We start from the raw sequence: 22,572 nt of genomic DNA, 5'->3' as shown, positions 1-22,572 counted from the left end.
GAGGATCCACCGGACTGTTTCGCACCCTCCGGGAGCGCTCCCTCCGGAGGGGCTGCGGTGACAGGAGTTTCCGCGCGGACGGCGAACGCCGTCCCAAGCTCGGGTGCGATCCGCGCAGTCAGACCCCGGGGGAAGGGAGAGAGGGATGCGGAGGCTTCTTGCGATCGTGTTCGCCGGACTGACCTTGGGCGTGATGGCGACGGCCGCGTTCGCCTGCGGCGCCGACGACGTGTACGCTCCGCCGCAGAACAGCTCCCCCGCCGTCCAGCAACCACAGCCAGGAAGCACGACCTGATCGACGCCGCGCCACCGCACGTGCGGCGGCCGGCAGCATCGGCTCGAGGCGGCCGGAGACATCTCCGGCCGCCTTGCCATTGGTCGCGATGCGCGCCGACGAGGCGCGGCCGGGGGGGAGGGGCAGGGCAGTGGAACGGACGCGGGCAGACGCGGACGACGCGGTGGACCGCCGGCTGCGGACGCTGGCGGAAGGGTGTCGCGCGGTCTTCTTTGCGGGACTCCCGGGCACCGGTAAGAGCTTCTTTGTGCACCGCCTGGCAGCGTTGGCGCACGCTGCGGGCCGACCGGTTCATCTGCTGTTGTGGGACGTGATCCGGCCGGTGTTTGAGGCGAGCCCCGTGGGTCGCCGCTATCCGGTCCGTGCCGGCATCACCCACCCGGTCATCCGGAGGGCGGCGGGGATCTGGGCCCGGCGGGCGGTGGCCCGGTGGGACGCCGGCCATCCGGCGGTCGCGGCGTTGATTGGGGAGAGTCCCCTGGTCGGGCACCGCTTCATCGAGCTGGCGCGGTCGGCCGACGACGCGGCGGAGCCCTTGCTCGCCGGCGACGCCTGCGCGTTCGTCGTCCCCGTCCCCTCGGTCGAGGTCCGGCGCTTCTTGGAGGCGGAGCGACATCGGCGGTCGGTCCAGCACCGTCACGATCGAGAGCGTGAAGACGCCGTTCCCGCCGTTGTGCAGACGTTGTGGGGCGAACTGGTCGACGTCTCGAGGAAGCTCGGGATCGAGCGGCCGGGCGGCGGCGGAGGGTCCCCGGCCTACGACCCGGCCCTGTACGAGTGCGTCTACCGGCGGGTGCTCGCACGGCGCCACGCATATGTGCTCGGGGTCGAACGGGTGTTGCCGGCGCCCGCGGACTCGGTGTACGCGTTCGCCTTTCCCACGCACGACGTCACCCCCACGGTTGAGGACGCCGACGCGTGCATCGAGGCGGTGGAGACGCAGTACGCCGACCGCGACGTGCTCGATCGCGAGATCGCCGGCTGGTATCTAGTCTAGCGGCTACGTCTTCAGCGCGGCGTTGAGTCTGGCGAAGCCGCCCTCGAGATCCGCGATTAGATCGTCGACCGCTTCGAGCCCCACGTGGACACGAATCAGCGTCCCGTGTTCGTCGCGGGGCCGCACGGTGCGCTCGGGCCGCGCGGGGAGGATGAGGCTTTCGAAGCCCCCGAAACTGGCCCCGATCTTGAACAGCGCCAGGCCGTCGAGCATGGCCGCCACCGCGCGGTCGGAGTTGGTATGGAGCACGATGCCGAACAGGCTGGAGGAGCCGAGGAAGTCCCGCTTCCAGAGGGCGTGGCCGGGATCCTCGGGAAGGGCCGGGTGCAAGATGCGCGCGACCTCCGGCCGCCCGGCGAGCCAGCGTGCGACCTCGAGCGTGGAGCGCTCGTGGTGGCGCAGGCGCACGGCGAGCGTGCGCAGCCCCCGCAGCGTGACGTAGCAGAGGTCCGGCGAGACGCAGTCTCCGAACTCGTCGAGGCCGCTCTTCACCGTGCGGAACAACTCCTCGTCGCGGACAGCGATGACGCCCATGAGCAGGTCCGAGTGCCCACCCAGGTACTTAGTTGCGGCCTGGATCTCGACGTCGACGCCGTGCTCGAAGGCGCGGAAGTTGAGCGGGGTGGCCCACGTGTTGTCGAACAGGACCACCGCCCCGTGCTCGTGCGCCACGCGGGCGATCGCTGGCACGTCCTGCACCTCGAACGTCTGCGAGCCCGGCGATTCGGCGTACACGACCCGCGTGTTGGGGCGCATGAGCGCGGCGATTTCGCCGCCGGCGTGCGGATCGTAGAACGTCGTCTCAACGCCGAAGCGCGCGAGGACGCCCCGGCAGAACGCTCGCGTCGGCGCGTAGACGGTGTCGGCCGCCAGCATGTGATCGCCCTGTTTGAGGAACGGGAGCAGCGCCTGCGTGACCGCGGAAAACCCGGAGGAGGTGACTACCGCGCGGTGCGCACCCGACAATTCCGCGAGCGCCTCCGTTAGGGCGAACGTAGTCGGCGTGCCCTGGATGCCGTAGTAGAAGCCGGTGTATTTGCGTTCCTGACGGCGCTCGAATTCCGCCATCGTTGGGAACAGGATCGTCGACGCCCGGTACACCGGCGGGTTGACGATCCCGAAGTGTTTCTCCGGCTCCCGCCCGGCGTGGACGAGCCTCGTTTCCGGTTTCATCGTGGTCCCTCCCGTGTCGCGTGTCTCGGCATCAGTCTTCGAGCGTCTCCCGCGTATTGTCCTGCCGCGCCGCGGTCCGCGGGAGGAGTGTCGCCGCGGCGCCGCCAAAGCGTTGGGGTGGCTCCCCCCAGCGAAAGGCGCGTGGCGTTGCTGGTCGCGATGACCTCGTCGTTCATCACCCCCTACATGGCCACCTCGATCAACGTCGCGCTCCCGACGATCGGTCGGGAGTTCGGGCTGAACGCCCTAGGGTTGAGTTGGGTGACGACTGCGTATCTGCTCGCGGCCGCGGTTTCCCTCGTGCCCCTCGGCCGCATCGCCGACCTTCACGGCCGCAAGCGCATGTTCGTCGGCAGCCTGGCGCTGTACACAGTGACGGCGTTCCTCTGCGCGCGGGCACCGTCGGCGCCGCTGCTGATCGCGTTCCGCGCTCTCCAGGGGATCGGTGGCGGGACCATTTTCGGCATGAGCGCGGCGATCGTCGTCTCGATGTACCCACAGGCCGAGCGGGGACGGGCGCTCGGCATCATCATCGCGTGTGTCTACGGGTCCCAGGCCGTCAGCCCGCTGCTCGGCGGCCTGCTGACGGAGTACTTCGGGTGGCGCTCCATCTTCATGACGACGGTGCCACTCGCGGCTGCGACGATCGCGCTGACCCTCTGGCGGCTCCACGGAGAGTGGGCGTCGCCGCACCGGGAGCGGTTCGACGTGCCCGGCGCGTGCCTGTACGGCGCGATGCTGATCGGGCTGATGTATGGGCTGACGCGGCTGCCCGAGCGCGCCGGCGTGACGCTCGTGCTGCTCGGACTCGCAGCCGCGGCGGCGTTTGTCCGGTGGGAGCGCAGCGTCGCCCACCCGGTCCTGAACGTGCGTCTCTTCCTCGAGAACCGGGTGTACGCGTTCTCAAATCTGGCTGCGCTCCTGAACTACAGCGCCACGTACGCCACCGCGTTTCTGTTGAGCCTCTACCTGCAATATGTCCGCGGGTTGTCGGCGGATCGCGCCGGTGTCATCCTCCTCGCGCAGGCGGTGCTGCAAGCCGCGTCGTCGCCCTTTGCGGGTCGACTCTCCGATCGGGTAGAGCCGCGCTGGCCGGCGTCGATCGGCATGGCGCTGACGGCCACCGGGCTGTTTCTGCTGGCCACGATCCACGACGCCACGCCCGCGTCGTTCATCGTCGGCAGCCTGCTCGTCGTCGGGTTGGGATTCGGCCTGTTCTCGTCGCCGAACACCAACGCGGTGATGAGCTCGGTGGGACCCGAGATCTACGGCGTTGCGTCGAACACGCTGTCGACGATGCGGCTCGTCGGTCAGATACTCAGCATGGGAATGGTGACGCTGGTCTTCAATACCTACCTTGGCGGGGCGACGATCACGCCCGAGCTCCACGCGCCCTTCCTCGCAGCGACCCACACCGCATTCGGTGTGTTCGGCACCCTGTGTATTATCGGCATGCTTGCGTCGCTCACGCGCGGAGGGCTCCATTCACCCGCGCGGACCGTCGCAGGTTCATGACCGGGTGCGGCGCGGGGCGGTCCCTGCGCTCCCGCGGAGGGGAGGATTCGGACGGTTGACGGCGTTCCGCACCGATGGGACGATACGGGCGATGCCGGCCTTCCGTCGCGAGAAGGCCGCGGCGGTTGGGGAGGGATGGGAGTGGGGCGTCCTGGGAACGGGCGGACCGTGCTGGTCGCGTTTCTGGCCGGGGTTCCTTTGCTGCTCTGCGGCGTCGGCGCGGGGTGGGCGGCGACATCGGGTTCGCTGACTGTCACCGTCACCGGGCTCGCACCGGGCGGGGTAATTCCGCAGGTACATGCTTTCTGCGTTCCGGACGGGCGAGGCCACGCAACCGACGGCCCCAACGTGAGCCCGGCCATCTCTTGGTCCGCCGGGCCGGCCGGGACCGCATCGTACGCGATCGTCACTCGCGATGCCGACGTGCCGTCAGTGTTTACGAACGCGAACCAGGAGGGCAAGATGCTTGCGGCCGATCTGCGGCGCGTCGACTTCTATCACTGGGTTCTGGTGGACATTCCCGCGACGGCGAAGGAGCTGCCGCTCGGCGCAGATTCCAACGGGGTCGTCGCGAACGGGAAGCCGCTGGGTCCGACCAACTTCGGAGTGCGCGGCGCCAACAGCTTCACGCCCGGCGTGCACGGCGGGTACGACGGGCCGTGCCCGCCGTGGAACGACGAACGGGTGCATCACTATCACTTTACCGTGTACGCGCTGGACGTCGCCCGACTTGGCGTGTCCGGCAACTTCAGCGGTCCGGACGCGCTGCGCGCGATGCGGGGGCACATCCTTGCAAGCGGCGAGGTCGTCGGAGTGTACTCGCTTAACCCCACGGTACGGCAGAGCCTGGGCCTGAAGTGACGTTTGGCACGCCCGCCGTGGGCGCGCGGGGGCGCCACGCTCGCCGTCGTGCGCGTTTGATGCAACTGCGGGCGAAATTTACGGGAATATAGAAGTATAGTAGAATAAAGTTAGGCTATCGAGATGTCATCCATAGAAGGATCGCGGGAAAACGACACTATGGATGGAAGGAACACTCGTGCCGGAGGGAAGACAAGTACCTAGGCGGGTACGCTCACGCCGCTCAGGTGGAAGAGTGTAGCATGCGAGGACTGCTGGCCCCGAAAACGGACCCGGAGCGAGGCGGTGGGCCGACGATGAGCCGGACCACTGCGGGAGTCTTCGCAGGACTCTTCATCGCCGCGATCTCGATTGGGTACGTGGTAGGAGCCGTGTTGTTTCCCAGGCCGGTGCCTGCGGGAACGGCGGCGCACGTTGGATCCGCCCAGACGGCTGCGTCGGTGCCCGGCTCCGCTTCCACGAGGACCCCGGTCGCCAGCACTCCTCGCCCAGGACCTGGTCCTGTGGTGGCGTCGCCGCCGTTGCCGGGTGCACCCCGTCATGAGCCGATCATCGCCGCGGCCCCGCCGGCCACCGTCGCGCCACGGGGCGCGACACCTGCTCCTTTGCAGATGAGGCTTCCGGCCGCTGCTCCGGCCGGTGCGGCCGCCGGTATCACCGTGCCGGCGTCTCCCCACAAGGATCCCGCGGTGTCCACAGTGTCACCGCGAGCGCAAACGCCCCCGGTTCCGGGTACCGCGCCGGTCGCGCGGCCCGCGCCAGGACAGGCGGCGCCCGGGCAAGTGCAGCCTGCGCATGCGCAACCCGCGGCACCGGCCGTTGCCCCCAATGTTCGACGCACACCGGCCCAAGCCACAAACCCAGGCGCCGACCTGACGATCCCGCTGGTCAGGCCGTCGGCACCCGCGGCTGGCGCGGGGGCCACGCCCCCCCGCACGAGCGCTCCAGGATCGGCGGCGTCCGCGCCCGCGGCTTCCGGGTCGGCGACCGTTAGCTTCCCGACGTCCCAGGGAGCGCCGGGGTCGACGTCCGCAGGAGTACAATCGCCGGGGACGTCCGGCGATCCGACGGCATCGGGTGGAGTGGGGGCTCCCGGCGCGGTGCCTCCGAGGACCCCCGCCGCAGGACCGGCGCCCTCCGGATCAGCGGCACCGGCGCCCTCTCAGGCGCCCGCCTCCCCGGCGTCGGAGCGTTTCCACGTGCAGGTCGGGACGTTTGACGTCCGGCAGGATGCCGACGCGCTCGCTCAGCGGCTGCAGAAGCATGGCTACTCGACCTCGGTCACGAAAGACGCGCCGTACCGCGTGTGGGTCGGCGGGTACCTCGATCGGCCGACCGCGGACCGGCTGGTGAACGCCCTGCAAGCGCTCGGGTTTGCCGCCACAATGGTGCCGTAGGCGCGCCCCGAGCCGTTTCGGGTCACCGGCGGAGATCTCGGCACGCGCCGGCATCACCCCCCATCGTACCCTCATCACGAGCGGAGGACCGCAGATGCCCGTGGACCGTGTGCACCGGTATATCGACGAACACCGCGGCGAAGCGCTTGAGACGTTGAAAGGATTGGTCCGGCAGCCAAGCGTCAGCGCGCAAGACAACGGCGTGAAGGAGTGCGCCAGCTACCTCGCCGATCTCCTTCACGGGCTCGGGATCGCGGCGGAGATCATCCCGACCGAGACGCAGCCGATCGTATACGGTGAGATCGTTCGGGATCCTCGGGCGTACACACTGCTGTGTTACGGACACTACGACGTGCAGCCGCCCGAACCGCTCGAGTTGTGGGAGACGCCCCCGTTCGTGCCGACGGTCCGCGATGGAAGACTGTACGGCCGGGGCACCGGCGACAATAAGGGCCAGCTCATCACGCACGTGCTCGCGGCGAACGCCTGGATGGAGGCGGCGGGCGGCCCGCCGATCAACCTTAAGTTCGTGTTCGAGGGCGAGGAGGAGTCGGGCTCGCGGAGCCTTGGCGGGTTCGTCCGGGATCATCGGGTCAAGCTCGCGGCCGACCTGGTGTACATCTCCGATGGGGGATTGCATCCGTCCGGCGCACCCACGGTGTCGCTCGGCAATCGTGGCATCCTCGGCATCACGCTCGTCGCCGAAGGCGCGGATCGCGACAACCACTCCGGCAACAAAGGCGGCGTCGCGCCGAACCCGGTGTGGATGCTCGTGCATCTGCTCTCAACGATGGTGGACCGATCGGGACGCGTGCTCATCGACGGGTTCTACGACCACGTCCGGCCGATCGGTCCGGTCGAGGAACGGTTGCTCGCCGCGATGGACTTCGATCCTGGGGCGTTTGCGGCGACCATGGGTTTGGACACGCTGCCGATGGACGGTGCCACGTACTGGAAGCGCATCATGCTGGAGCCGTATTTCAACATCAACGGATTCATCAGCGGCTACGTGGGGCCCGGTTCCAAGACGATCATTCCGTCGCGCGCCGAATGCCGGATCGACATCCGCCTCGTCGTGGATCAGAAGACGCAGGACATTCTTACGAAGGTCGAGCGGCACGTCGCGGCGGTGGACCCCCGTGTGCGGGTCCTGGAGCGGGGGTTCGGGGTGATGGAGGCGAGCCGGACGCCGGCAGACCACCCCGCCGTCGGCGTCGTGGCCGAGGCGATCCGGGCATACCGCGGCACGGCTCCCTACATCAACCTGTCCGGCGGCGGGAGTCTTCCGAACGCGGTGTGGCCGAACGTGCTCGGCGTGGACCACATCGGCGTGCCGTATGCCAACGCGGACGAGAACAACCACAGCCCCAATGAGAATCTGAGCTTGGAACGCTACTACGACGGCATCCATACGAGCGCGCAGGTGTTCCAGGCCCTCGCCGACGCGGATCGGAAGGGGACGCTACGCCGGGCGACGCGGTAGCGCGCCTGCCTATCGCCGAACGCGCCTGAGCTTGGACAGGCACCGGAGCTCCCGGGGCGGGGTCAGCAGCCGTCCGCGGATCGTCCAGGAGACCTCGCCGACGTACACGTCGCCGTGGGAGTCCACGGCGATGGTGTGGGGCGCGACGAACTGGCCGGGCTCGCTGCCCGGGAATCGATCCCCGAGGCGCGCGAGCAACCCTTGATCCGTCGCGTACACGGCGACGCGCGCGCCGAGATTGGCCACCCCCTCGCTCACCGCTAGGCTGGGACAGAGCTCGCCGACGTAGACGCGGTCTCCCGCGGGGTCGCGGGTGTCGACGAAGAGCCCGCAGGGCCGGTACATGTTGTTCCACTGGGTCTGATACCGGCCGTCGGCGTCAAAGACCTGGACGCGGTGGTTCTCCCGGTCGGCGACGTACAATAGCCCCGCGCGATCGACGCCGATCGCGTGGGGCAGGTTGAACTGGCCGGGGTCCGTCCCCGGCTCGCCCCACGAGCGCCGCCACGCGCCGTCGGGTGAGAACTGATGGATCCGCGAGTTGCCGTAGCCGTCGGTAATGTAGAGCGACCCATCCGGGCCGACGGCGACGTGCGTGCAGCGGTTGAACGGACGCCCGCTGTACTTGGGCGCGGGTTGCCCGGGGGCCCCGATGGTACGGAGCACCCGGCCGTCGAGTGTGCACTTGCGCACCGTGTGGTCGCCGTCGTCCGTGAGATAGATGGTGTCGTCGGGACCCATCGTTACCGCGTGCGGGCGGGTGAAGAGGCCCTCCCCCCATGATGCGAGAAACGCGCCGTCCCGGTCGAACACCGTCACTGGGTGCTCGCCGCGGCTGAACACATACACGCGATCGTGCCGGTCGACGCCGATGCCCGAGATCTCCTTAAACGACCAGCCGTCGGGCAACGCGCCCCAGGGCTCGACGACCTCGTAGACGTACGCTCCGCTGCCTACCGTGGTCACCCACATCCCCCCTTGCGGCCCGATCCGGGCTCGCGGCTGCTCCAATGCTTCGACGCGCTGCTCCAAGACTCCGCACCGGGGCCCGCCTGCCGATGCCGCGGGGAGGCGGGAGAGCCGCCAGGCCGCGCGTAACTACCTTCGGGTGAGCCACGCGACGTGCGTGCCCGTTTCTCGGTCGGCCGCCGAGGCGCCCGGATGGTGAGCGCCGACGTGCCGGCGCGCCGGTTGAACGTTGCCGCGCTCGGCGCCGGGTGGGCCGTGTTTGTAATCGCGAACGCCCAGCGCATCGACGTCGTGCCGTTCTTCGGCCGCCTGCGTTCGTACTACCACGTGGACTATACCGGCGCCGGCGGGCTGCTCTCCGCGTATCTGCTCGGATACGTGATGGCGCAGGTGCCGATGGGGCTCGCCGCCGACAACCTGCCGACGCGGCGCGTCACGCTGACCGGTCTCGCGCTGATGACCGTTACGTCGGGGCTGTTCGCGCTGACCCACCAGTACTGGCTGGCGATGCTGCTGCGCTTCCTGATGGGGATCAGCGCCGCGGCGCTGTATTCGTCGACCGTGAAGCAGCTGCTCGGCGTCGCCCCGAGTCGGGGCACGGCGATGGGTCTTCTGCAATCGGGCGCCGGCACCGGCGTGGTCGTCGGGTTGCTCGGGTTACCGCTGTTGGACCAGGTGATTGGGCTGTGGCCGGCGTTTCTCGCCTTGACCGCGGCGACCGCGGTGACGGATGTCTACGCGGCCGCGTGCCTGCCGCCGGTCGGACAGCGCGGCCCCGCCGCGGGCACGATGGCCCAACAGGTGGGCGGCATCGTGCGCGACCGCTACTTCCGGTACATCGCGTCGTGCAACGCGCTCGCTCTGTTCAGCGTGTACGGCATCACGGCTTGGGTACCAACGTACCTGCAGACCGAGTTTCGCTTCAGCGGTGCGGCCGCAGGTGGCGTCGCGGCCCTGATCAACGTCGGCCTCGCGGTGGCGTCGCCGGCGACCGGGGCGCTCTCCGACCGGCTCGGGGTGCGCGGCCCCGTGGTGATCGCCGGCGTCGGCACGCTCGTGCTGGCGTTCGCGCTGCTCGTGGGCGTCCCGAGTCCGGCGGGGGTCATCGCGAGTGCGGTGATCGCCGGGCTCGGGATCGCGCTCACGCTGCCGATCCTGACGACGATGACCACGGATGTGTTCGGGGTCCGGCGCGCAGGCGTGGCGATCTCGCTCAATCTCGCGGTGAGCCAGGTCGCCTCCACGATCTCGGGTGTGCTGTTTGGCTTTCTCCTGGACGCGACCCGCAGTTTCCATCTGGTATGGAGCGTGGGGCTTGCGGTTGCCGTCGTGGGTCTCGTGCCGGCAGCGCTGTTGCGCGCCCGCGAGGCGGCCGGCGCGGTCGCGGGCGCGCAGGGATAGTCGACCGCCGTGGCCCCGACATGACGAACGTGCGCGGCACAGGGGGTGGGCACCGGACGCGGCCGTCGGGTGAGACGGGCGGCCCGCCCGTTGCGCGCATCGTGTCGCTTGTGCCGAGCGCGACCGAGATCGTGTGCCGCCTCGGCCTGGCCGATCGGCTCGTGGGCGTGTCTGGTGACTGCGACTTCCCGCCCGACCTCCGCGATATTCCGGCGCTGAGCCGTCCCGTGGTCGCGCCGGGTCTGCCGAGCTCCGCGATCGACCGGCGTATTCGCGCGGGCGTGCACACCGGGACGAGCGTCTACCACCTCGACGCGGCCGTGCTGGCCCGCCTCCATCCCGACGTGATCCTCACGCAGGAACTCTGCGCCGTGTGCGCCCCGTCCTTCACGAGCGTGAGGCGTGCCGCGAGGCTGCTTGACGCTGCGGTGCGGATCGTCTCCCTGGAGCCCCGAGGAATCCACGACGTGCTGGACAACATCCAACTGGTCGCCGATCTCGCCGGCGTCGCCGCGCGCGGCCGGGCGCTCGTCGCGGCCCTACACGCACGGCTCGATGCCGCCACTGTGCGGGGTCGCGCGACACGTCCGCGCGTCGCCCTGGTCGAGTGGCTCGACCCGATCTACGTGGGCGGACACTGGGTGCCGGAGATGATCGCCGTCGCGGGGGGGCGTGACGTGCTCGGGACGGCGGGCGCCCCCTCACGGACCGTCCCCTGGCAGGTCGTGCTCGACGCCCGCCCCGAGGTCCTGGTCGTGGCCCCGTGCGGATTCGACGTCGCGCGTGCCCGGGCGGAGATGCATCTGCTCACCGCGCGTGCGGGCTGGGATGACCTGCCGGCCGTGCGCCGGGGGCACGTGTACCTCGTCGACGCATCGTCGTACTTCAGTCGGCCCGGTCCGCGGCTCGTGGACGGCGTGGAGATTCTCGCCGCGTTGCTCGGCTCGGAGACCGCGGCGCGCGGCCTGGCGCCGGGCGCAGCGGAGCGGTTCGTGGGTTGAACCCCGGGACGGCCGGTGACCACGCGGCGGCCCTGGCCGAGCGTGCTCCAATGCCAGCGGACGATCATTGCAGAACGGACGCCGGCGCACAGCCGTTCCGACGATGTCGTCGGATTCGATCCCTACGCGACGCTTGCTGGCTACCTGCCGGTGCGGGGTCGGTTTAGGGGCCCGGCGCCCGCCGACGTGTAGCGGTACGGCGTCGCCGCCCGACTGAGCCGCCGGGCTGCGATCCATCACGGTCGCCACGGCGTCGGGCGCGTGGGGGCCGCGGGCTCCGGGGCGCATCCGCCGTCCCGCGGTCGGCTGAAGGAGGGCGGCGCGGCCGGGGCGCAATTCCCTGTGCGCGTGCACGCCGTGGACGGTGCGGAATGCCCGAGTTGCCGTTTCTGACGGTCCTGGCCGAAAACCTTGAGCGACAGGTGCGGGATCGCGTGATCGAGGACGTGGTCGTACGGGGCGCGTCCGTGCTCAAGACTGTCGACCCGCCCATCGGGGCGGTGCGCGGCGCCCGGATCACCGGCGTGAGGCGCCGCGGGAAATACCTGCTCCTGGAACTCGATCCCGGGCTCGTCCTCACGATGCACCTGATGCGCAACGGCCGTCTCCGGCTCGTCCCAAGGACTGCGGGAGGGCAGAGGCCCGCGCGCCGTGCGGGGCGGGATCTCGCGCTCGTGCTCGCCCTCGATGACGCGCGCGACCTGTGCCTGATCGAGATGGGGCCGAAGAAGCGGGCGGCCGTGTGGCTGTGCCGGAGTGGCGAGGAGCAGGCGGGGCCCCCGGCCGGGCTCGGGATGGAGCCGCTTTCCGACGCGTTCACCCCGGATGCGCTCGCGGGCATGGTGCGCGAGGCGCACATGAGGCTCAAGCTCTTTCTGACGACGCAGCGCTTCGTGGTCGGCATCGGGAACGCGTACGCCGACGAGATTCTGTGGGCGGCGCGGCTCTCCCCGCAGGTGATCGCGGACAAGCTGGAAGCGGAGGCGATCGCGCGTCTGCACGCGGCGATCACCGCGACGCTGTCTCGCGCGATCGCCGCGCATCGGGACGAACTCGACGGCGCCCTGCCCATGAAGGAGCCGCTGTCCCTGCTCGCGGTGCACCGCCACGGAAAGGAGCCGTGCCCCCGGTGCGGGACGCCGATCGCGGTGATCTACTACGAGGACCGGGAGACGTACTACTGTCCCACATGCCAGACGGCGGGACGAGTGTACGCGGATCGGCGCCGGTCGCGCCTGTTGAAGTGACGACGGGTCGTCGGACGCTCGACGGGTGGCCGTCAGTTCTCGGGGCGCGCGTGACGCCGACGCGCGCCTATTGTGACTGCATCGCGCTGAGGCGGTGGATCCGGTTTGCCGAGAGCGCTGGCGCCGACGGGGACAACACGACTGCCGGGGCCACCCGTCGCCGCGATTCGGCCGGCGTCATGGCTACCGCATGCTGAGGCTGACCTGGGCCCGGGCGGCGTCCTGGCGCATCCGGCGCCATCACCTCGTTCAGCGCGCGCCCGCCGGGAGCATGCTCGCGGTCGCCAGCCGCCTCTGCGGCGTGCACGCTCAGCTGATGTCCTCGGCCGAGCTGAGCCTGTGGGCCAGGGTCGAGGATCTCGACCGACGGGCCGTTCAGCGCGCGCTGTGGGAGGACCGCACGCTCGTCAAAACCTGGGCCATGCGGGGTACGCTGCACTTGCTTCCCGCCGACGAGCTCTCGCTGTGGCACGCCGCCCTCGGTACGAGTCGGCGGTATCTGAAGCCCGCACAGTGGCAGAAGTACTTCGGGATCACGCTTGAGGAGCTCGACCGCCTGACGGCCGCGATCGCGGCCGCGCTTGACGGCCGGGTGATGACGCGAGAAGAGTTGGTGCAGGAGGTGGGACGGCTCACCGGGTCGGCCGCGTTCGGCGCGAAGCTCGCGCAGAGCCGTTGGGGCACCATCCTGAAGCCGGCGGCGTTCGCTGGCCACCTGTGCTTCGGGCCCAGCGTGGGCCAGCGCGTCCGGTTCACGCGTCCGGATACCTGGTTGGCGGCGGCACCGCGGTCGATTGATCCGCAGGCTGCGGCGGCCGCCGTCACGCGCCGCTTCCTGGCGGCGTACGGTCCGGCCACGTACCAGGATTTCGCGCGCTGGTGGGGGGGCGGTGGCAGCGTGTCCACCGCCCGGCACTGGATCGCCTCGCTCGGCGACGAGGTGGCACCGGTCGAGTTGAGCGGTACGCCAGCGTGGATGCTCGCCGTCCACATCCGCGACGTCTGCGAGCGTCCGTCCAGCCGGTCGGTCCGCTTACTCCCCGGCTTCGATCAGTACGTGGTCGCCGCGTCCTGCCACGCCGAGCACCTGCTGCCCGGCGATCTGCGGCACCGCGTCTATCGCCCGCAGGGCTGGATTTCTCCGGTCCTGCTGGTCAATGGTCGGATGGAGGGCACCTGGCGGCACAAGTTCAAAGGCAGCCGCGTCGACGTCGTCATCGAGCCGTTCGTCAAGGCGCCGGCATGGGTGCGCCGCGCGGCCGGGCAGGAAGCCGAGCGCCTGGCCGCGTTCCTCGGCCGCACCTTGAGCCTCGCGTGGAAGCGCTGATCCTCGTGACCGTGCGTGTGGGAGTCAGTGACATCCGGCCGCCCCGCTGTCGCAAAGTGCAGGAACCCCTGCTGCGGCCGTCGTAGCCGACCCGGGCAGCGACTTTCCCGCGACAGGGGGGCCATGATGGAGATCGACCGAGTCCTTTCCCGCATCGACGACGAGTTCGACCGGCACGTCGATCGCGTGCGGGCGTTCGTCCGTCAGCCCAGCATCAGCGGCGAAGGCGTCGGGATGCAGGAGATGGCGGAGATGCTGCGGGACACGATCACCCGGTTGGGGGGGAACGCTGAGATCGTGCCGACGCCCGGCTGGCCGGTCGTCTACGGGGCGCTCGACGCGGGACGGCCGAAGACCCTGTTGCTCTACGGGATGTACGATGTCCAGCCGGTCGAGGGCGAGGAGTGGATGGTGCCGCCGTTTGCGGGGCAGACGGTGACCCTGCCCGAGTTCGGACCCAGCATCGTCGCCCGAGGCGTGTATAACACGAAGGGTCCACTCGCGGGCATGTTCAACGTCATCGAGGCGATCCGGCAGGCCGACGGTCGCTTGCCCGTGAACGTCAAGTTCGTCATCGAGGGCGAAGAGGAGCTTGGCAGCCGGAACCTCCCCGGTTTCATCAACGCCTACCGCGACAAGCTCAAAGCCGATGCGACGTATTTCGCGTTCTACTGCCAGGAGCGGCACGGTAAGCCGGTGCTCTGGCTCGGCGTCAAGGGAATCCAGTACTTCGAGGTCACGTGCCGCGGCGGGGCGTGGGGTGGTCCGCGGACCCGCGGGGTGCACGGGAGCAACGCCGTGTGGATCGGCAACCCGGCGTGGCGGTTGGTGCGGGCGCTCGCGACGATGATGACGGATGACGAGCAGATCCAGGTCGCCGGGTTCCGCGACGACGTGGTGCCGCCGAGCGCCGAGGACGAAGCGCTGCTCACGAAGCTGGCGGAGACGTTCGATCCGGCGACGCAGCTGTGGAACTGGGACGCCGAGCGCTTCAAGTACCCCGAGGACCGCGCCGCGCTCCTACGCCACTATCTGTACGATCCCACGCTCAACATCGACGGCGTGTGGGGTGGATACACGGGGCCCGCGATGAAGACGCTGTTGCCGCACGAGGTCAAGGTGAAGATGGACGTGCGGATGGTGCCGAACATGGAGCCGGAACGCGTGCGTGAACGGATCCGTGCCCACCTCGCGCGGCTTGGGCGCGAGGACATCCAGGTCCACTTCTACGACGGCTACCCACCGGCGAAGACGAGCCTCAACGAGCCGGTTGTGCAGGCCCTGCTCCGCGCGATCCGCGGACTCGGCCACGAGCCCGAGGTGTGGCCCCACCTGGCCGGATCGGCCCCGTTCTACCTGTTTCGCCGAACGCTCGGTCAACCGTTCGCTGCCGGCGGACTCGGGCATGGCGGGCGGCCCCACAGCCCCAACGAGTACGCGACGATCGAAGGGATGCGCCGGTTCGAGCGCTCGGTCGCCAGGTTCTTCTACGAATTCGCCGCGGGGTAGGCCCGCGGGCGCCGCCGGCCGTCCCTCCAACAGATGGCGCGCTATCTCGTCCGACGGTTGCTGATCACGATCCCGGTGCTGCTCGGGGTCACCGCGATGAGCTACCTGATCATCTCGCTGACGCCCGGCGATCCGGTGCAGGCGTTGATCGATCCGAGCATGAGCGCGGCCGACGTGCAGATCAAGCGCCACGCGCTCGGGTTGGACCAGCCCATCTACGTGCGCTACGTCAAGTGGCTCGGGGAGATGGCGCACGGCAACCTGGGGTACTCGTTTTCAAGCGGCGCGCCGGTCGCCGGTCGGATCGCGGAGCGTCTCGAGCCGACGCTCACGCTGACGCTCAGCGCGCTCGTGCTCTCCTACCTCGTGGCCGTGCCGGCGGGCGTGCTGGCGGCGACGCGCCGGTACACGTGGATCGACTACAGCGCGACGCTGCTCGCGTTTCTCGGCATCAGCCTGCCGACGTTCTTCCTCGGGCTGATCGGAATCTACATCTTCGCCCTGCGCCTGCGATGGCTCCCCACCGGCGGCACGATGACGCTCGGCGGCGGGGGGTTCCTGGACGGGGTCACGCACCTGATCCTGCCCGCGGTCGTGCTCGCCGCGGCCGGCGCCGGCGCGCTGACCCGGTACGTCCGGTCCAGCATGCTCGAGGTGCTCGGGCAGGAGTTCGTGCGTACCGCGCGCGCGAAGGGATTGGGGGAGGGCGTCGTGCTCCGCCGCCACGCGCTCCGCAACGCCCTGCTCCCGGTGGTGACGCTCGCCGGGCTGCAGCTCCCGGCGCTGCTCGCAGGAGCCGTCATCACGGAACAGATCTTCGAATGGCCCGGGATGGGGCGCCTCACGATCGAGGCGATCAACCAGCGCGACTACCCGGTACTGATGGGCATCACGCTCGCCGCGGCGGTGCTCGTCGTCGTCGGCAACCTGCTGGCCGACGTCACTTACTCGTTCGTCGATCCCAGGATCCGGTACGACTGATGCGCAGGCCGCCCCGGCGGGCGAGGCAACCGCGCGACGGCGCCGGCGCGGCGACGGGACGGGCGGTGTCCACGGCCGCGCCGGCGGTCGCGGTCGTGCGGGCGCCCCGGTCCACGTCCTTCTGGGCGATCGCCGGGCGGCGGTTCCTGCGGCACCGGCTGGCGGTCGTCGGCCTGATCGCGCTCGCGGCGGTGGGCGGGCTTGCGGTATTTGCGCCGCTGCTCGCGCCGCACGGCCCGACGACGATCGATCCGACGCAGTTTCAGGCGCCGCCGTCCGGCACGCACCCGTTGGGAACAGACAGCGTGGGCCGCGATGTCCTGAGCCGGTTGCTCTACGCCGGCCGCGTGTCCCTGACCGTGGGCCTGCTCGCGGTCGCGATCTATGTCGTGCTCGGCACCGTGGTCGGCGCCCTCGCCGGATATCACGGCGGGGCCGTGGACACCGTGCTCAGCCGCCTGACCGATGTGGTGCTGTCGTTTCCGCCGCTCATCATCATCCTGTTCGCCGTCAGTATCTTCGGCCGGCCGAGCCTCGCGAACATCATCATCGTGCTCGGCGCCCTCGGCTGGCCCATCGTCAGCCGGCTCGTCCGCGGCCAGTTCCTCGGATTGCGCGGCCTGGAGTTCGTGCAGGCCGCGCGGGCCACGGGAGGATCCGACGCGCGCGTCGTCGCCCACCACTTGCTGCCGAACGCGATGGCGCCCGTGCTCGTCGCCGCCACGTTCGGCACGGCCAACGCGATCCTGACCGAGGCGTCGCTGTCCTTTCTCGGGCTGGGCGTGCAGCCGCCGACGCCGTCGTGGGGGAACATGTTGACGGACGCACAGTCGTTGACGGTCCTCGAGCGAATGCCGTGGCTGTGGGTGCCGCCGGGGATCATGATTCTGATCGCGGTCCTCGCGATCAACTTCGTCGGCGACGGCCTGCGCGACGCCTTGGATCCGAGCCTGCGATTGTAACATCGGGTGACGCAGCGGAGGAGGGGACGCCGCGGCCCCCGAATCACCGCGCACGCGGTATGGGGAGGGAAAACGTTGATGCGCGTTCGCTGGGCGGTTGTGCTCCTGATCGTCGCGAGCCTGGTCGTGCCTCTGTCGCCCGTCCGGGCGGCGGGACCGAGCTCATCGCTCGTCGTTGTCGCGGGGATGTGGAGCCCGCCGAACAACTTCAACCCGATCAACACCGACAGCTCCTACGGCTTCTTCGGCATCCGGTTCATATTCGATACGTTGGTCGCCGCGCGTCTCGAGAACAACAAGCTGGTGTTCTCCCCGGACCTGGCGCAGCGGTGGACGGTGTCGCCCGACCGGCAGACGTTTACGTTCACCCTCAATCCCAAGGCGATGTGGCACGACGGTAAGCCGGTCACGGCGGATGACGTCGTGTACACGGTGATGACGATCAGCGACCCCAAAACCGAGACGAACCGAGGCGCCGACATCGCGCAGATCGCTGGTCTCGACGTCCACGGCAAACGCGCGCCGGGGGTGGCGATCGGGATCCGGGCCGTCAACGACCGCACGGTCGAGGTCAAAACCCGCGTGCCGGTAGACCCGCAGATGTTCCTCGAACTGTTCGGGTACAACGTGTACATTCTGCCGAAGCACGTGCTGGCGGACACGCCGCCGGACCAGTTGTCGAAGTCGCAGTTCTTCCAGCACCCGACCGTTGGGGACGGGCCGTTCAAGTTCGCACAGTACCGAACCGACGAGTACATTGAGCTCGCCGCGAACGACGCGTACCACCTGGGCGTGCCGAAGGTCCGGCGTGTGTTCATCCGGATCATCCCGCCCGCGTCGATGGTCGCTCAGCTCCAGCGCGGCGACCTGGACGTGACCGCGGGGTTCGGGATCGGCGAGGTGCCGATCGAAGACTGGGATACGGTGAAGACGATGCCGAACGTGCACGCGGCCTCGTTCCCGGCGCCCGGCTATCAGTACATGCTGTTCAATTTCCAGAAGTCCTATCTGCAAGACAAGCGAGTGCGGCAAGCGATGGCGGAGGGGATCAACCGCCAGTTGATGGTGTCCCAATTGTTGCGCGGGGAGGGCATGATCGCGGACGGTCCGATCCCGCCGGCGAACCCGTACTTTAACAAGGCCGTGAAGCCGTGGCCGTACGACGTGGCGAAGGCGAAGGCGCTGCTGCAGGAGGCCGGGTGGGATGCGAACCGGACCTTGTTGCTGCGGGTGCCCGTGGGCAACACGATCCGCGAGCGGTCGGCGGATATCATCAAGGAGAACCTCGCCGCCGTGGGGATCAAGACGGACATCCAGAAGTCCGACTTTCCGACGTTGATCGCCGCGGCGAAGAGGGGCGACTACGACCTGATGTTGATCGGGTGGGCGGGGCCGACCGACCCGGACGTTTCGTCGCAGTACCGCACCGCCGGACAGTACAATTTCTCGTTCCTGTCGATGCCGGACATGGACAAGCTGCTGGACGCGGGCGCGGCGGCGTCCGATCCGGCGAAGCGCAAGCAGATCTATGATCAGTTCCAGGTGATGTTCGCGGACCAGCTCCCGGTCCTGGTGTTGTACTACCCCAACGCGCGGACGGCGATCTCGGCCAGGATGCAGAACGTTCTGGCCGATCCGGACGGCGTGTACAACTTCTACTCGTTCCGCTGGGGTGCCGGTGGGGTGCGGTAGCCGAGACCGCGCCGGAGGAAGGCCCGCGGGGGCGCCGGATCGATCGGCGCCCCCGCGGCGCGCGTCTCAACCCGCGGCGCCCCGCTCCTGCTCTTCGAATTGGAGGCGGTACAACTTCGCGTAGATCCCGTTGCGGCGCAGCAGGTCGTGGTGCCGACCCTCCTCGGCGATCCGACCCCGATGCAACACCAGGATCCGGTCGGCGTGCTGGATCGTCGAGAGGCGGTGCGCGATCGTGATCGACGTTCGCCCGCGGAGGACGGTGGCCATCGCGTGCCGGATCAGCGCCTCCGTCTGGGTGTCGACGCTGCTCGTCGCCTCGTCGAGGACGAGCAGGATCTCGGGGTTTGCGGCAAGCGCCCGCGCGAACGCGATCAACTGCTTCTGGCCGACCGACAGTCCGGCGCCGCGCTCGCGCAGTTCAGCGGCGTACCCGCCCGGCAGCGCCTCGATGAAGCGATCGGCGCCGACGCGCTCGGCGGCGCGGCGGACGTCCTCGGTGGTGAGGTCGGGGTTGCCGAGACGAATGTTGCTCTCGACCGTGCCGGCGAACAAGAACACGTCTTGCAGCACCAACCCGATGTGCCGCCGCAGGTCCCGCTGGCTGACGTCCCGGACGTCCACGCCGTCGACCAGCACGCGACCGCGCTGCGGATCGTAGAAGCGCGTCAGCAGGTTCAGGATCGACGTTTTGCCGGCACCGGTGTGACCGACGAGGGCGACGGCCTGCCCCGGTTCGACCGTGAACGAGATGCCCCGCAGCGCCCACGTCTCGTCGTTCTCGTATGCGAACCACACGTCCCGGAATTCGATCCGTCCCCGCACCGTGGGCAACGCCACCGGTCGCGGCGGGTCCTGGACGGTGACCGGCTCGTCCAACACGCGGAAGATCCGCTCGGACGAGGCCATCGCCGCCTGCAGGATGTTGAACTTGTCCGAGAGGTCCCGGAGCGGATCGAAGAACCGCTCTGCGTACTGGATCGTCGCGACCAGCACGCCGAGCGTAGTCACGTGACGGACGACCTGGCCGCCGCCGTACCAGAGGAGGACCGCGACGCCCACCGCACCGAGCAACTGGATCGCCGGGTAGAACTGGGAGAAGTTCCAGGTCGAGTCGAGGTTGGCGTCCAGCAGACTCGTGTTGAGCTCGCCGAAGCGCCGCCGGCTGCGGCGCTCCTGGTTGAACAACTGGGTCACGGTCATGCCCATCAGGTGCTCGGCCAGGAACGCGTTCAGGCGGGCCAAGCGCGTCCGCACCGCTCGGTAGGCGCCCCGCGACCGGAGGCGGAACCGATCGGTCACCGCATAGACCAGCGGCAACACCGTAAACGCCGCCAGCGCCAACCGCCAGTTCATCCACAGCATGACGACCGTGATGCCCACCAGCGTCGCGATGTCTCCGAAGATCGCGACGACGCCCGACGTGATCAGCTCGTTGAGCGCGTCCACGTCGTTGGTGACGCGTGTGACCAGCCGGCCTACCGGCTCCCGCGTGAAGAACCCCGCCGAGAGCGCCTGGAGGTGTTCGAACATCTGGACGCGGAGATCGGCCATCACGCGCTGGCCGACGTATTGCATCAAGTTGCTCTGCAGCCACCGGGCCGCGAAGCCGACGCACAGGATCGCGACGTACAGCGCGGCGATCCCGGCGAGGCCCCGGACGTCCGCTGCCTGCCCGAGGGTCCCCGCCGCCGGCGTGCCGGAGGTGTGCGGGGCGATGTACCGGTCGATCGCGATCCGGTACAACCAGGGGCCGGCCAGGTCGGTCGCAGACGCGATCAACAGGAACGCGATCGACCACGTGACGATGCGGCGATACGGCCGCACATAGCGCAACAGCCGCCGGATCAGGCGCGCGTCGTAGGCGCGGCCGAGAATCTGGTCGTCGTCCGCCATGACGCTCATGGCCGAGGGATCTCCGCCGCGTGGGGCGGCGCCCCGGGCTCGTTCGCCTCAGGGTCTGCCGCTTCGAGCTCCTCCCGCAGCAGCTGCTGTTCGTAGAGCGTCGCGTAGAGGCCGCCCGCGGCGAGCAACGTGTCGTGGGTGCCCTGCTCGGCGATCCGCCCGTCGCGGAGCACGACGATCCAGTCGGCGTCGCGGATCGTGGAGACGCGATGGGCGATGATGAGGGATGTCCGGGACGCCATCACGGCGCGCAGCTGTTCGAGAATGCGCCGTTCGGTGTCGGTGTCCACGCTGCTCAGCGCGTCGTCGAGGATCAGGATGCGTGGGTCCCGGATGACCGCACGAGCAAGCGCCGCGCGTTGGCGCTGCCCGCCGGAGAGAGTCACGCCGCGCTCGCCCACGACCGTGGCGTACTTGAGGGGGAACCCTTCGACATCCGCGGTGAGCTGCGACACCGCCCCGGCCGCGGCTACGAGGCCGGGCGCACGCTCCTCGTTCGAGGCGCCGGCGTCGTCACGGCCGAGGCTGATGTTCTCGTGCAGCGTGTCGGAGAACAGAAACGCCTCCTGCGGCACGAGGGCGATCGCGCGGCGCAGGGACGCGAGGGAGAGGGTGCGCACGTCATGGCCGTCCACGAGCACCTCGCCCCGCACGGGATCGTACAGCCGCGGCACCAGCCCGACGAGGGTGCTCTTGCCCGACCCGGTGGCGCCGACGATCGCGACGGTGCGACCCTCGGGGATGCGCAGGGACACGTCGTGCAGCACCGGCGCCCCGTCAAACGCGACGGTCACGTGACGGAACTCGATCTCGCCGCGCGGGGCCGCCAGCTCGATGGGATCGGCCGGGTCGCGGACCTCCGGGGTGATGCGAAAGATCTCGTCCAAGCGGAGCATCGACGCGCGCCCCTGCTGCCACAGGTTCGTGATCCAGCCGAGCGCGACCATGGGAAAGCTCAGCCGCGCGAGATAGTACGAGAACTGGACCAACTGCCCGAGCGTCAACGGCCCGCGGACGACGAGCGCGCCGCCCTGCCACAGCAGAATCACCGAGGCGAGTCCCACGATCAGGCCGATCGCTGGCCATAACACGCCCTGCACCCTGGCCAACCGCATGTTCACGCGGACGACGGCGTCGACCTCCGTCTTGAAGCGGGCGCTTTCCGCGGCCTCCTGCGCAAACGCCTTGACCACGCGGATGCCGCTGAAGTTCTCCTGCGCGCGCGTCGACAGCGACGCGAACTGCGCCTGCACCTGGTCGAACCGCCGGTGGATCTCCCGGCCGAGCCCGAGGAACAAGAGCGTGATCAGCGGGAGCACCAGGAGCATCGACAACGTGAGGCGGACGCTCAGCGACAGCATGAACGCGACCGACGCGACCAGCATGATCGTCGTCTGCACCGACCGCATCAGCCCGACGCCCGCGAGGCGTTGGACCGCCCGGATGTCGTTGACGGCCCGAGCCATCAGGTCGCCGACCGGGGTGCGCTGGAAGAACCGCAGCGACATCCGCTGGAGGTGCGCGAAGTAGTCGTGGCGCAGGTCGGACTCGACGCGGTACGCCGCGGCCAGGATCTGCGTGCGCATGACGTAGGTCATCGCCGCCTCCGCGAGCGCGAGCAGCATCAACGCCCCGGCGAGCTCGGCGAGGCGCCCGCCTGCTTGCCCCCGCTGGATCGCGTCGATCGCCGCGCGCAGGACCCAGGGCGACAACTGGGCCATGGCCACGGCGACGGCCGAGGCCGCATACCCAATCAGGTAGGCCCGCCGGTATCGTTGCACGTACTGCCAGAAGCGTTGACTGCGCATCGTCAGCGTGGAAACGGGGTCGAGGTCTAATTATAGCGCGGGGATCGGG

At 69.4% G+C, this 22,572-nt stretch carries 19 protein-coding genes; 15 read left to right on the top strand and 4 right to left on the bottom strand.

The genetic code is table 11. The features are described 5' to 3' along the window. The first annotated feature begins 145 nt into the window (after positions 1 to 145). Together VKZ50_20885 and VKZ50_20880 are read left to right on the top strand one after the other, a co-directional pair. Positions 146 to 295: a hypothetical protein gene (locus tag VKZ50_20885; protein HLJ62184.1), complete on the top strand. Its 150-nt coding sequence runs from the start codon at positions 146 to 148 to the stop codon at positions 293 to 295. A 130-nt stretch (positions 296 to 425) separates the two neighbouring features. Beyond that, the gene (locus VKZ50_20880; GenBank protein HLJ62183.1) at positions 426 to 1,292 is read left to right on the top strand and encodes a hypothetical protein; all 867 of its coding nucleotides are present in this window, start codon (positions 426 to 428) and stop codon (positions 1,290 to 1,292) included. Between the two features lie 3 nt (positions 1,293 to 1,295). Here VKZ50_20880 and metC read toward each other — a convergent pair whose 3' ends face one another. Then, the gene (metC, locus tag VKZ50_20875; GenBank protein ID HLJ62182.1) at positions 1,296 to 2,465 is read right to left on the bottom strand and encodes a cystathionine beta-lyase; all 1,170 of its coding nucleotides are present in this window, start codon (positions 2,463 to 2,465) and stop codon (positions 1,296 to 1,298) included. Positions 2,466 to 2,606: 141 nt separating this feature from the next. Between metC and VKZ50_20870 the strand changes: the two genes are divergently transcribed. The 4 genes from VKZ50_20870 (at position 2,607) to VKZ50_20855 (ending at position 7,721) form a co-directional block, all read left to right on the top strand. Continuing rightward, positions 2,607 to 3,980 carry an MFS transporter gene (locus VKZ50_20870; GenBank protein ID HLJ62181.1) on the top strand — a complete coding sequence of 458 codons (1,374 nt, stop codon included), beginning with the start codon at positions 2,607 to 2,609 and terminating at the stop codon, positions 3,978 to 3,980. A gap of 141 nt (positions 3,981 to 4,121) precedes the next feature. Continuing rightward, positions 4,122 to 4,841 carry a YbhB/YbcL family Raf kinase inhibitor-like protein gene (locus VKZ50_20865; GenBank protein ID HLJ62180.1) on the top strand — a complete coding sequence of 240 codons (720 nt, stop codon included), beginning with the start codon at positions 4,122 to 4,124 and terminating at the stop codon, positions 4,839 to 4,841. A gap of 242 nt (positions 4,842 to 5,083) precedes the next feature. After that, positions 5,084 to 6,238, top strand: coding sequence for an SPOR domain-containing protein (locus tag VKZ50_20860; GenBank protein ID HLJ62179.1), 1,155 nt, complete (start codon positions 5,084 to 5,086; stop codon positions 6,236 to 6,238). A gap of 94 nt (positions 6,239 to 6,332) precedes the next feature. Beyond that, positions 6,333 to 7,721 (top strand): M20/M25/M40 family metallo-hydrolase, encoded by a 1,389-nt coding sequence (locus tag VKZ50_20855; GenBank protein ID HLJ62178.1) that lies wholly within the window; start codon positions 6,333 to 6,335, stop codon positions 7,719 to 7,721. A gap of 9 nt (positions 7,722 to 7,730) precedes the next feature. On the opposite strand, the gene VKZ50_20850 is transcribed toward VKZ50_20855, so the two are convergent. Further along, positions 7,731 to 8,687 carry a peptidyl-alpha-hydroxyglycine alpha-amidating lyase family protein gene (locus VKZ50_20850; protein ID HLJ62177.1) on the bottom strand — a complete coding sequence of 319 codons (957 nt, stop codon included), beginning with the start codon at positions 8,685 to 8,687 and terminating at the stop codon, positions 7,731 to 7,733. A 195-nt stretch (positions 8,688 to 8,882) separates the two neighbouring features. Between VKZ50_20850 and VKZ50_20845 the strand changes: the two genes are divergently transcribed. The 9 genes from VKZ50_20845 to VKZ50_20805 all read left to right on the top strand — a co-directional run bounded on the left by VKZ50_20845 (position 8,883) and on the right by VKZ50_20805 (position 18,810). Beyond that, positions 8,883 to 10,091, top strand: coding sequence for an MFS transporter (locus VKZ50_20845; protein ID HLJ62176.1), 1,209 nt, complete (start codon positions 8,883 to 8,885; stop codon positions 10,089 to 10,091). A gap of 20 nt (positions 10,092 to 10,111) precedes the next feature. Continuing rightward, positions 10,112 to 11,092 (top strand): cobalamin-binding protein, encoded by a 981-nt coding sequence (locus VKZ50_20840; protein HLJ62175.1) that lies wholly within the window; start codon positions 10,112 to 10,114, stop codon positions 11,090 to 11,092. A 15-nt stretch (positions 11,093 to 11,107) separates the two neighbouring features. After that, positions 11,108 to 11,284: a hypothetical protein gene (locus tag VKZ50_20835; protein HLJ62174.1), complete on the top strand. Its 177-nt coding sequence runs from the start codon at positions 11,108 to 11,110 to the stop codon at positions 11,282 to 11,284. Positions 11,285 to 11,463: 179 nt separating this feature from the next. Beyond that, complete coding sequence (locus tag VKZ50_20830) at positions 11,464 to 12,339, top strand: DNA-formamidopyrimidine glycosylase family protein (GenBank protein HLJ62173.1); 876 nt, start codon at positions 11,464 to 11,466, stop codon at positions 12,337 to 12,339. Between the two features lie 190 nt (positions 12,340 to 12,529). Beyond that, complete coding sequence (locus VKZ50_20825) at positions 12,530 to 13,666, top strand: winged helix DNA-binding domain-containing protein (protein ID HLJ62172.1); 1,137 nt, start codon at positions 12,530 to 12,532, stop codon at positions 13,664 to 13,666. Positions 13,667 to 13,792: 126 nt separating this feature from the next. After that, on the top strand, positions 13,793 to 15,175 hold the full coding sequence (locus VKZ50_20820; GenBank protein HLJ62171.1) for a M20/M25/M40 family metallo-hydrolase: 1,383 nt from the start codon (positions 13,793 to 13,795) through the stop codon (positions 15,173 to 15,175). A 33-nt stretch (positions 15,176 to 15,208) separates the two neighbouring features. Further along, on the top strand, positions 15,209 to 16,156 hold the full coding sequence (locus tag VKZ50_20815) for an ABC transporter permease (protein HLJ62170.1): 948 nt from the start codon (positions 15,209 to 15,211) through the stop codon (positions 16,154 to 16,156). After that, on the top strand, positions 16,156 to 17,118 hold the full coding sequence (gene opp4C, locus VKZ50_20810) for an oligopeptide ABC transporter permease (GenBank protein HLJ62169.1): 963 nt from the start codon (positions 16,156 to 16,158) through the stop codon (positions 17,116 to 17,118). Before VKZ50_20815 ends, opp4C begins: the two co-directional genes overlap by 1 nt. 78 nt (positions 17,119 to 17,196) lie before the next feature. Beyond that, complete coding sequence (locus VKZ50_20805; GenBank protein ID HLJ62168.1) at positions 17,197 to 18,810, top strand: ABC transporter substrate-binding protein; 1,614 nt, start codon at positions 17,197 to 17,199, stop codon at positions 18,808 to 18,810. Between the two features lie 66 nt (positions 18,811 to 18,876). Here VKZ50_20805 and VKZ50_20800 read toward each other — a convergent pair whose 3' ends face one another. After that, the gene (locus tag VKZ50_20800) at positions 18,877 to 20,715 is read right to left on the bottom strand and encodes an ABC transporter ATP-binding protein (GenBank protein HLJ62167.1); all 1,839 of its coding nucleotides are present in this window, start codon (positions 20,713 to 20,715) and stop codon (positions 18,877 to 18,879) included. Further along, positions 20,712 to 22,523 carry an ABC transporter ATP-binding protein gene (locus tag VKZ50_20795; protein HLJ62166.1) on the bottom strand — a complete coding sequence of 604 codons (1,812 nt, stop codon included), beginning with the start codon at positions 22,521 to 22,523 and terminating at the stop codon, positions 20,712 to 20,714. Before VKZ50_20795 ends, VKZ50_20800 begins: the two co-directional genes overlap by 4 nt. Positions 22,524 to 22,572: the final 49 nt, after the last annotated feature.

The sequence above is a fragment of the bacterium genome (assembly GCA_035295165.1).
In the GTDB taxonomy this organism is placed as follows: Bacteria; Sysuimicrobiota; Sysuimicrobiia; order Sysuimicrobiales; family Segetimicrobiaceae; genus JAJPIA01.
Note: the sequence above shows the minus strand (reverse complement) of the source record. Positions and strands in the feature narration are given on the sequence as shown.

What these genes read in the sequence shown, in the direction of transcription:
- VKZ50_20885 (HLJ62184.1), top strand. Translation starts at nt 146, where the DNA reads ATGCGGAGGCTTCTTGCGATCGTGTTCGCCGGACTGACCTTGGGCGTG.
- metC (HLJ62182.1), bottom strand. Translation starts at nt 2,465, where the DNA reads ATGAAACCGGAAACGAGGCTCGTCCACGCCGGGCGGGAGCCGGAGAAA.
- VKZ50_20860 (HLJ62179.1), top strand. Translation starts at nt 5,084, where the DNA reads ATGCGAGGACTGCTGGCCCCGAAAACGGACCCGGAGCGAGGCGGTGGG.
- VKZ50_20855 (HLJ62178.1), top strand. Translation starts at nt 6,333, where the DNA reads ATGCCCGTGGACCGTGTGCACCGGTATATCGACGAACACCGCGGCGAA.
- VKZ50_20845 (HLJ62176.1), top strand. Translation starts at nt 8,883, where the DNA reads ATGGTGAGCGCCGACGTGCCGGCGCGCCGGTTGAACGTTGCCGCGCTC.
- VKZ50_20840 (HLJ62175.1), top strand. Translation starts at nt 10,112, where the DNA reads ATGACGAACGTGCGCGGCACAGGGGGTGGGCACCGGACGCGGCCGTCG.
- VKZ50_20830 (HLJ62173.1), top strand. Translation starts at nt 11,464, where the DNA reads ATGCCCGAGTTGCCGTTTCTGACGGTCCTGGCCGAAAACCTTGAGCGA.
- VKZ50_20825 (HLJ62172.1), top strand. Translation starts at nt 12,530, where the DNA reads ATGCTGAGGCTGACCTGGGCCCGGGCGGCGTCCTGGCGCATCCGGCGC.
- VKZ50_20820 (HLJ62171.1), top strand. Translation starts at nt 13,793, where the DNA reads ATGGAGATCGACCGAGTCCTTTCCCGCATCGACGACGAGTTCGACCGG.
- VKZ50_20815 (HLJ62170.1), top strand. Translation starts at nt 15,209, where the DNA reads ATGGCGCGCTATCTCGTCCGACGGTTGCTGATCACGATCCCGGTGCTG.
- opp4C (HLJ62169.1), top strand. Translation starts at nt 16,156, where the DNA reads ATGCGCAGGCCGCCCCGGCGGGCGAGGCAACCGCGCGACGGCGCCGGC.
- VKZ50_20805 (HLJ62168.1), top strand. Translation starts at nt 17,197, where the DNA reads ATGCGCGTTCGCTGGGCGGTTGTGCTCCTGATCGTCGCGAGCCTGGTC.
- VKZ50_20800 (HLJ62167.1), bottom strand. Translation starts at nt 20,715, where the DNA reads ATGAGCGTCATGGCGGACGACGACCAGATTCTCGGCCGCGCCTACGAC.
- VKZ50_20795 (HLJ62166.1), bottom strand. Translation starts at nt 22,523, where the DNA reads ATGCGCAGTCAACGCTTCTGGCAGTACGTGCAACGATACCGGCGGGCC.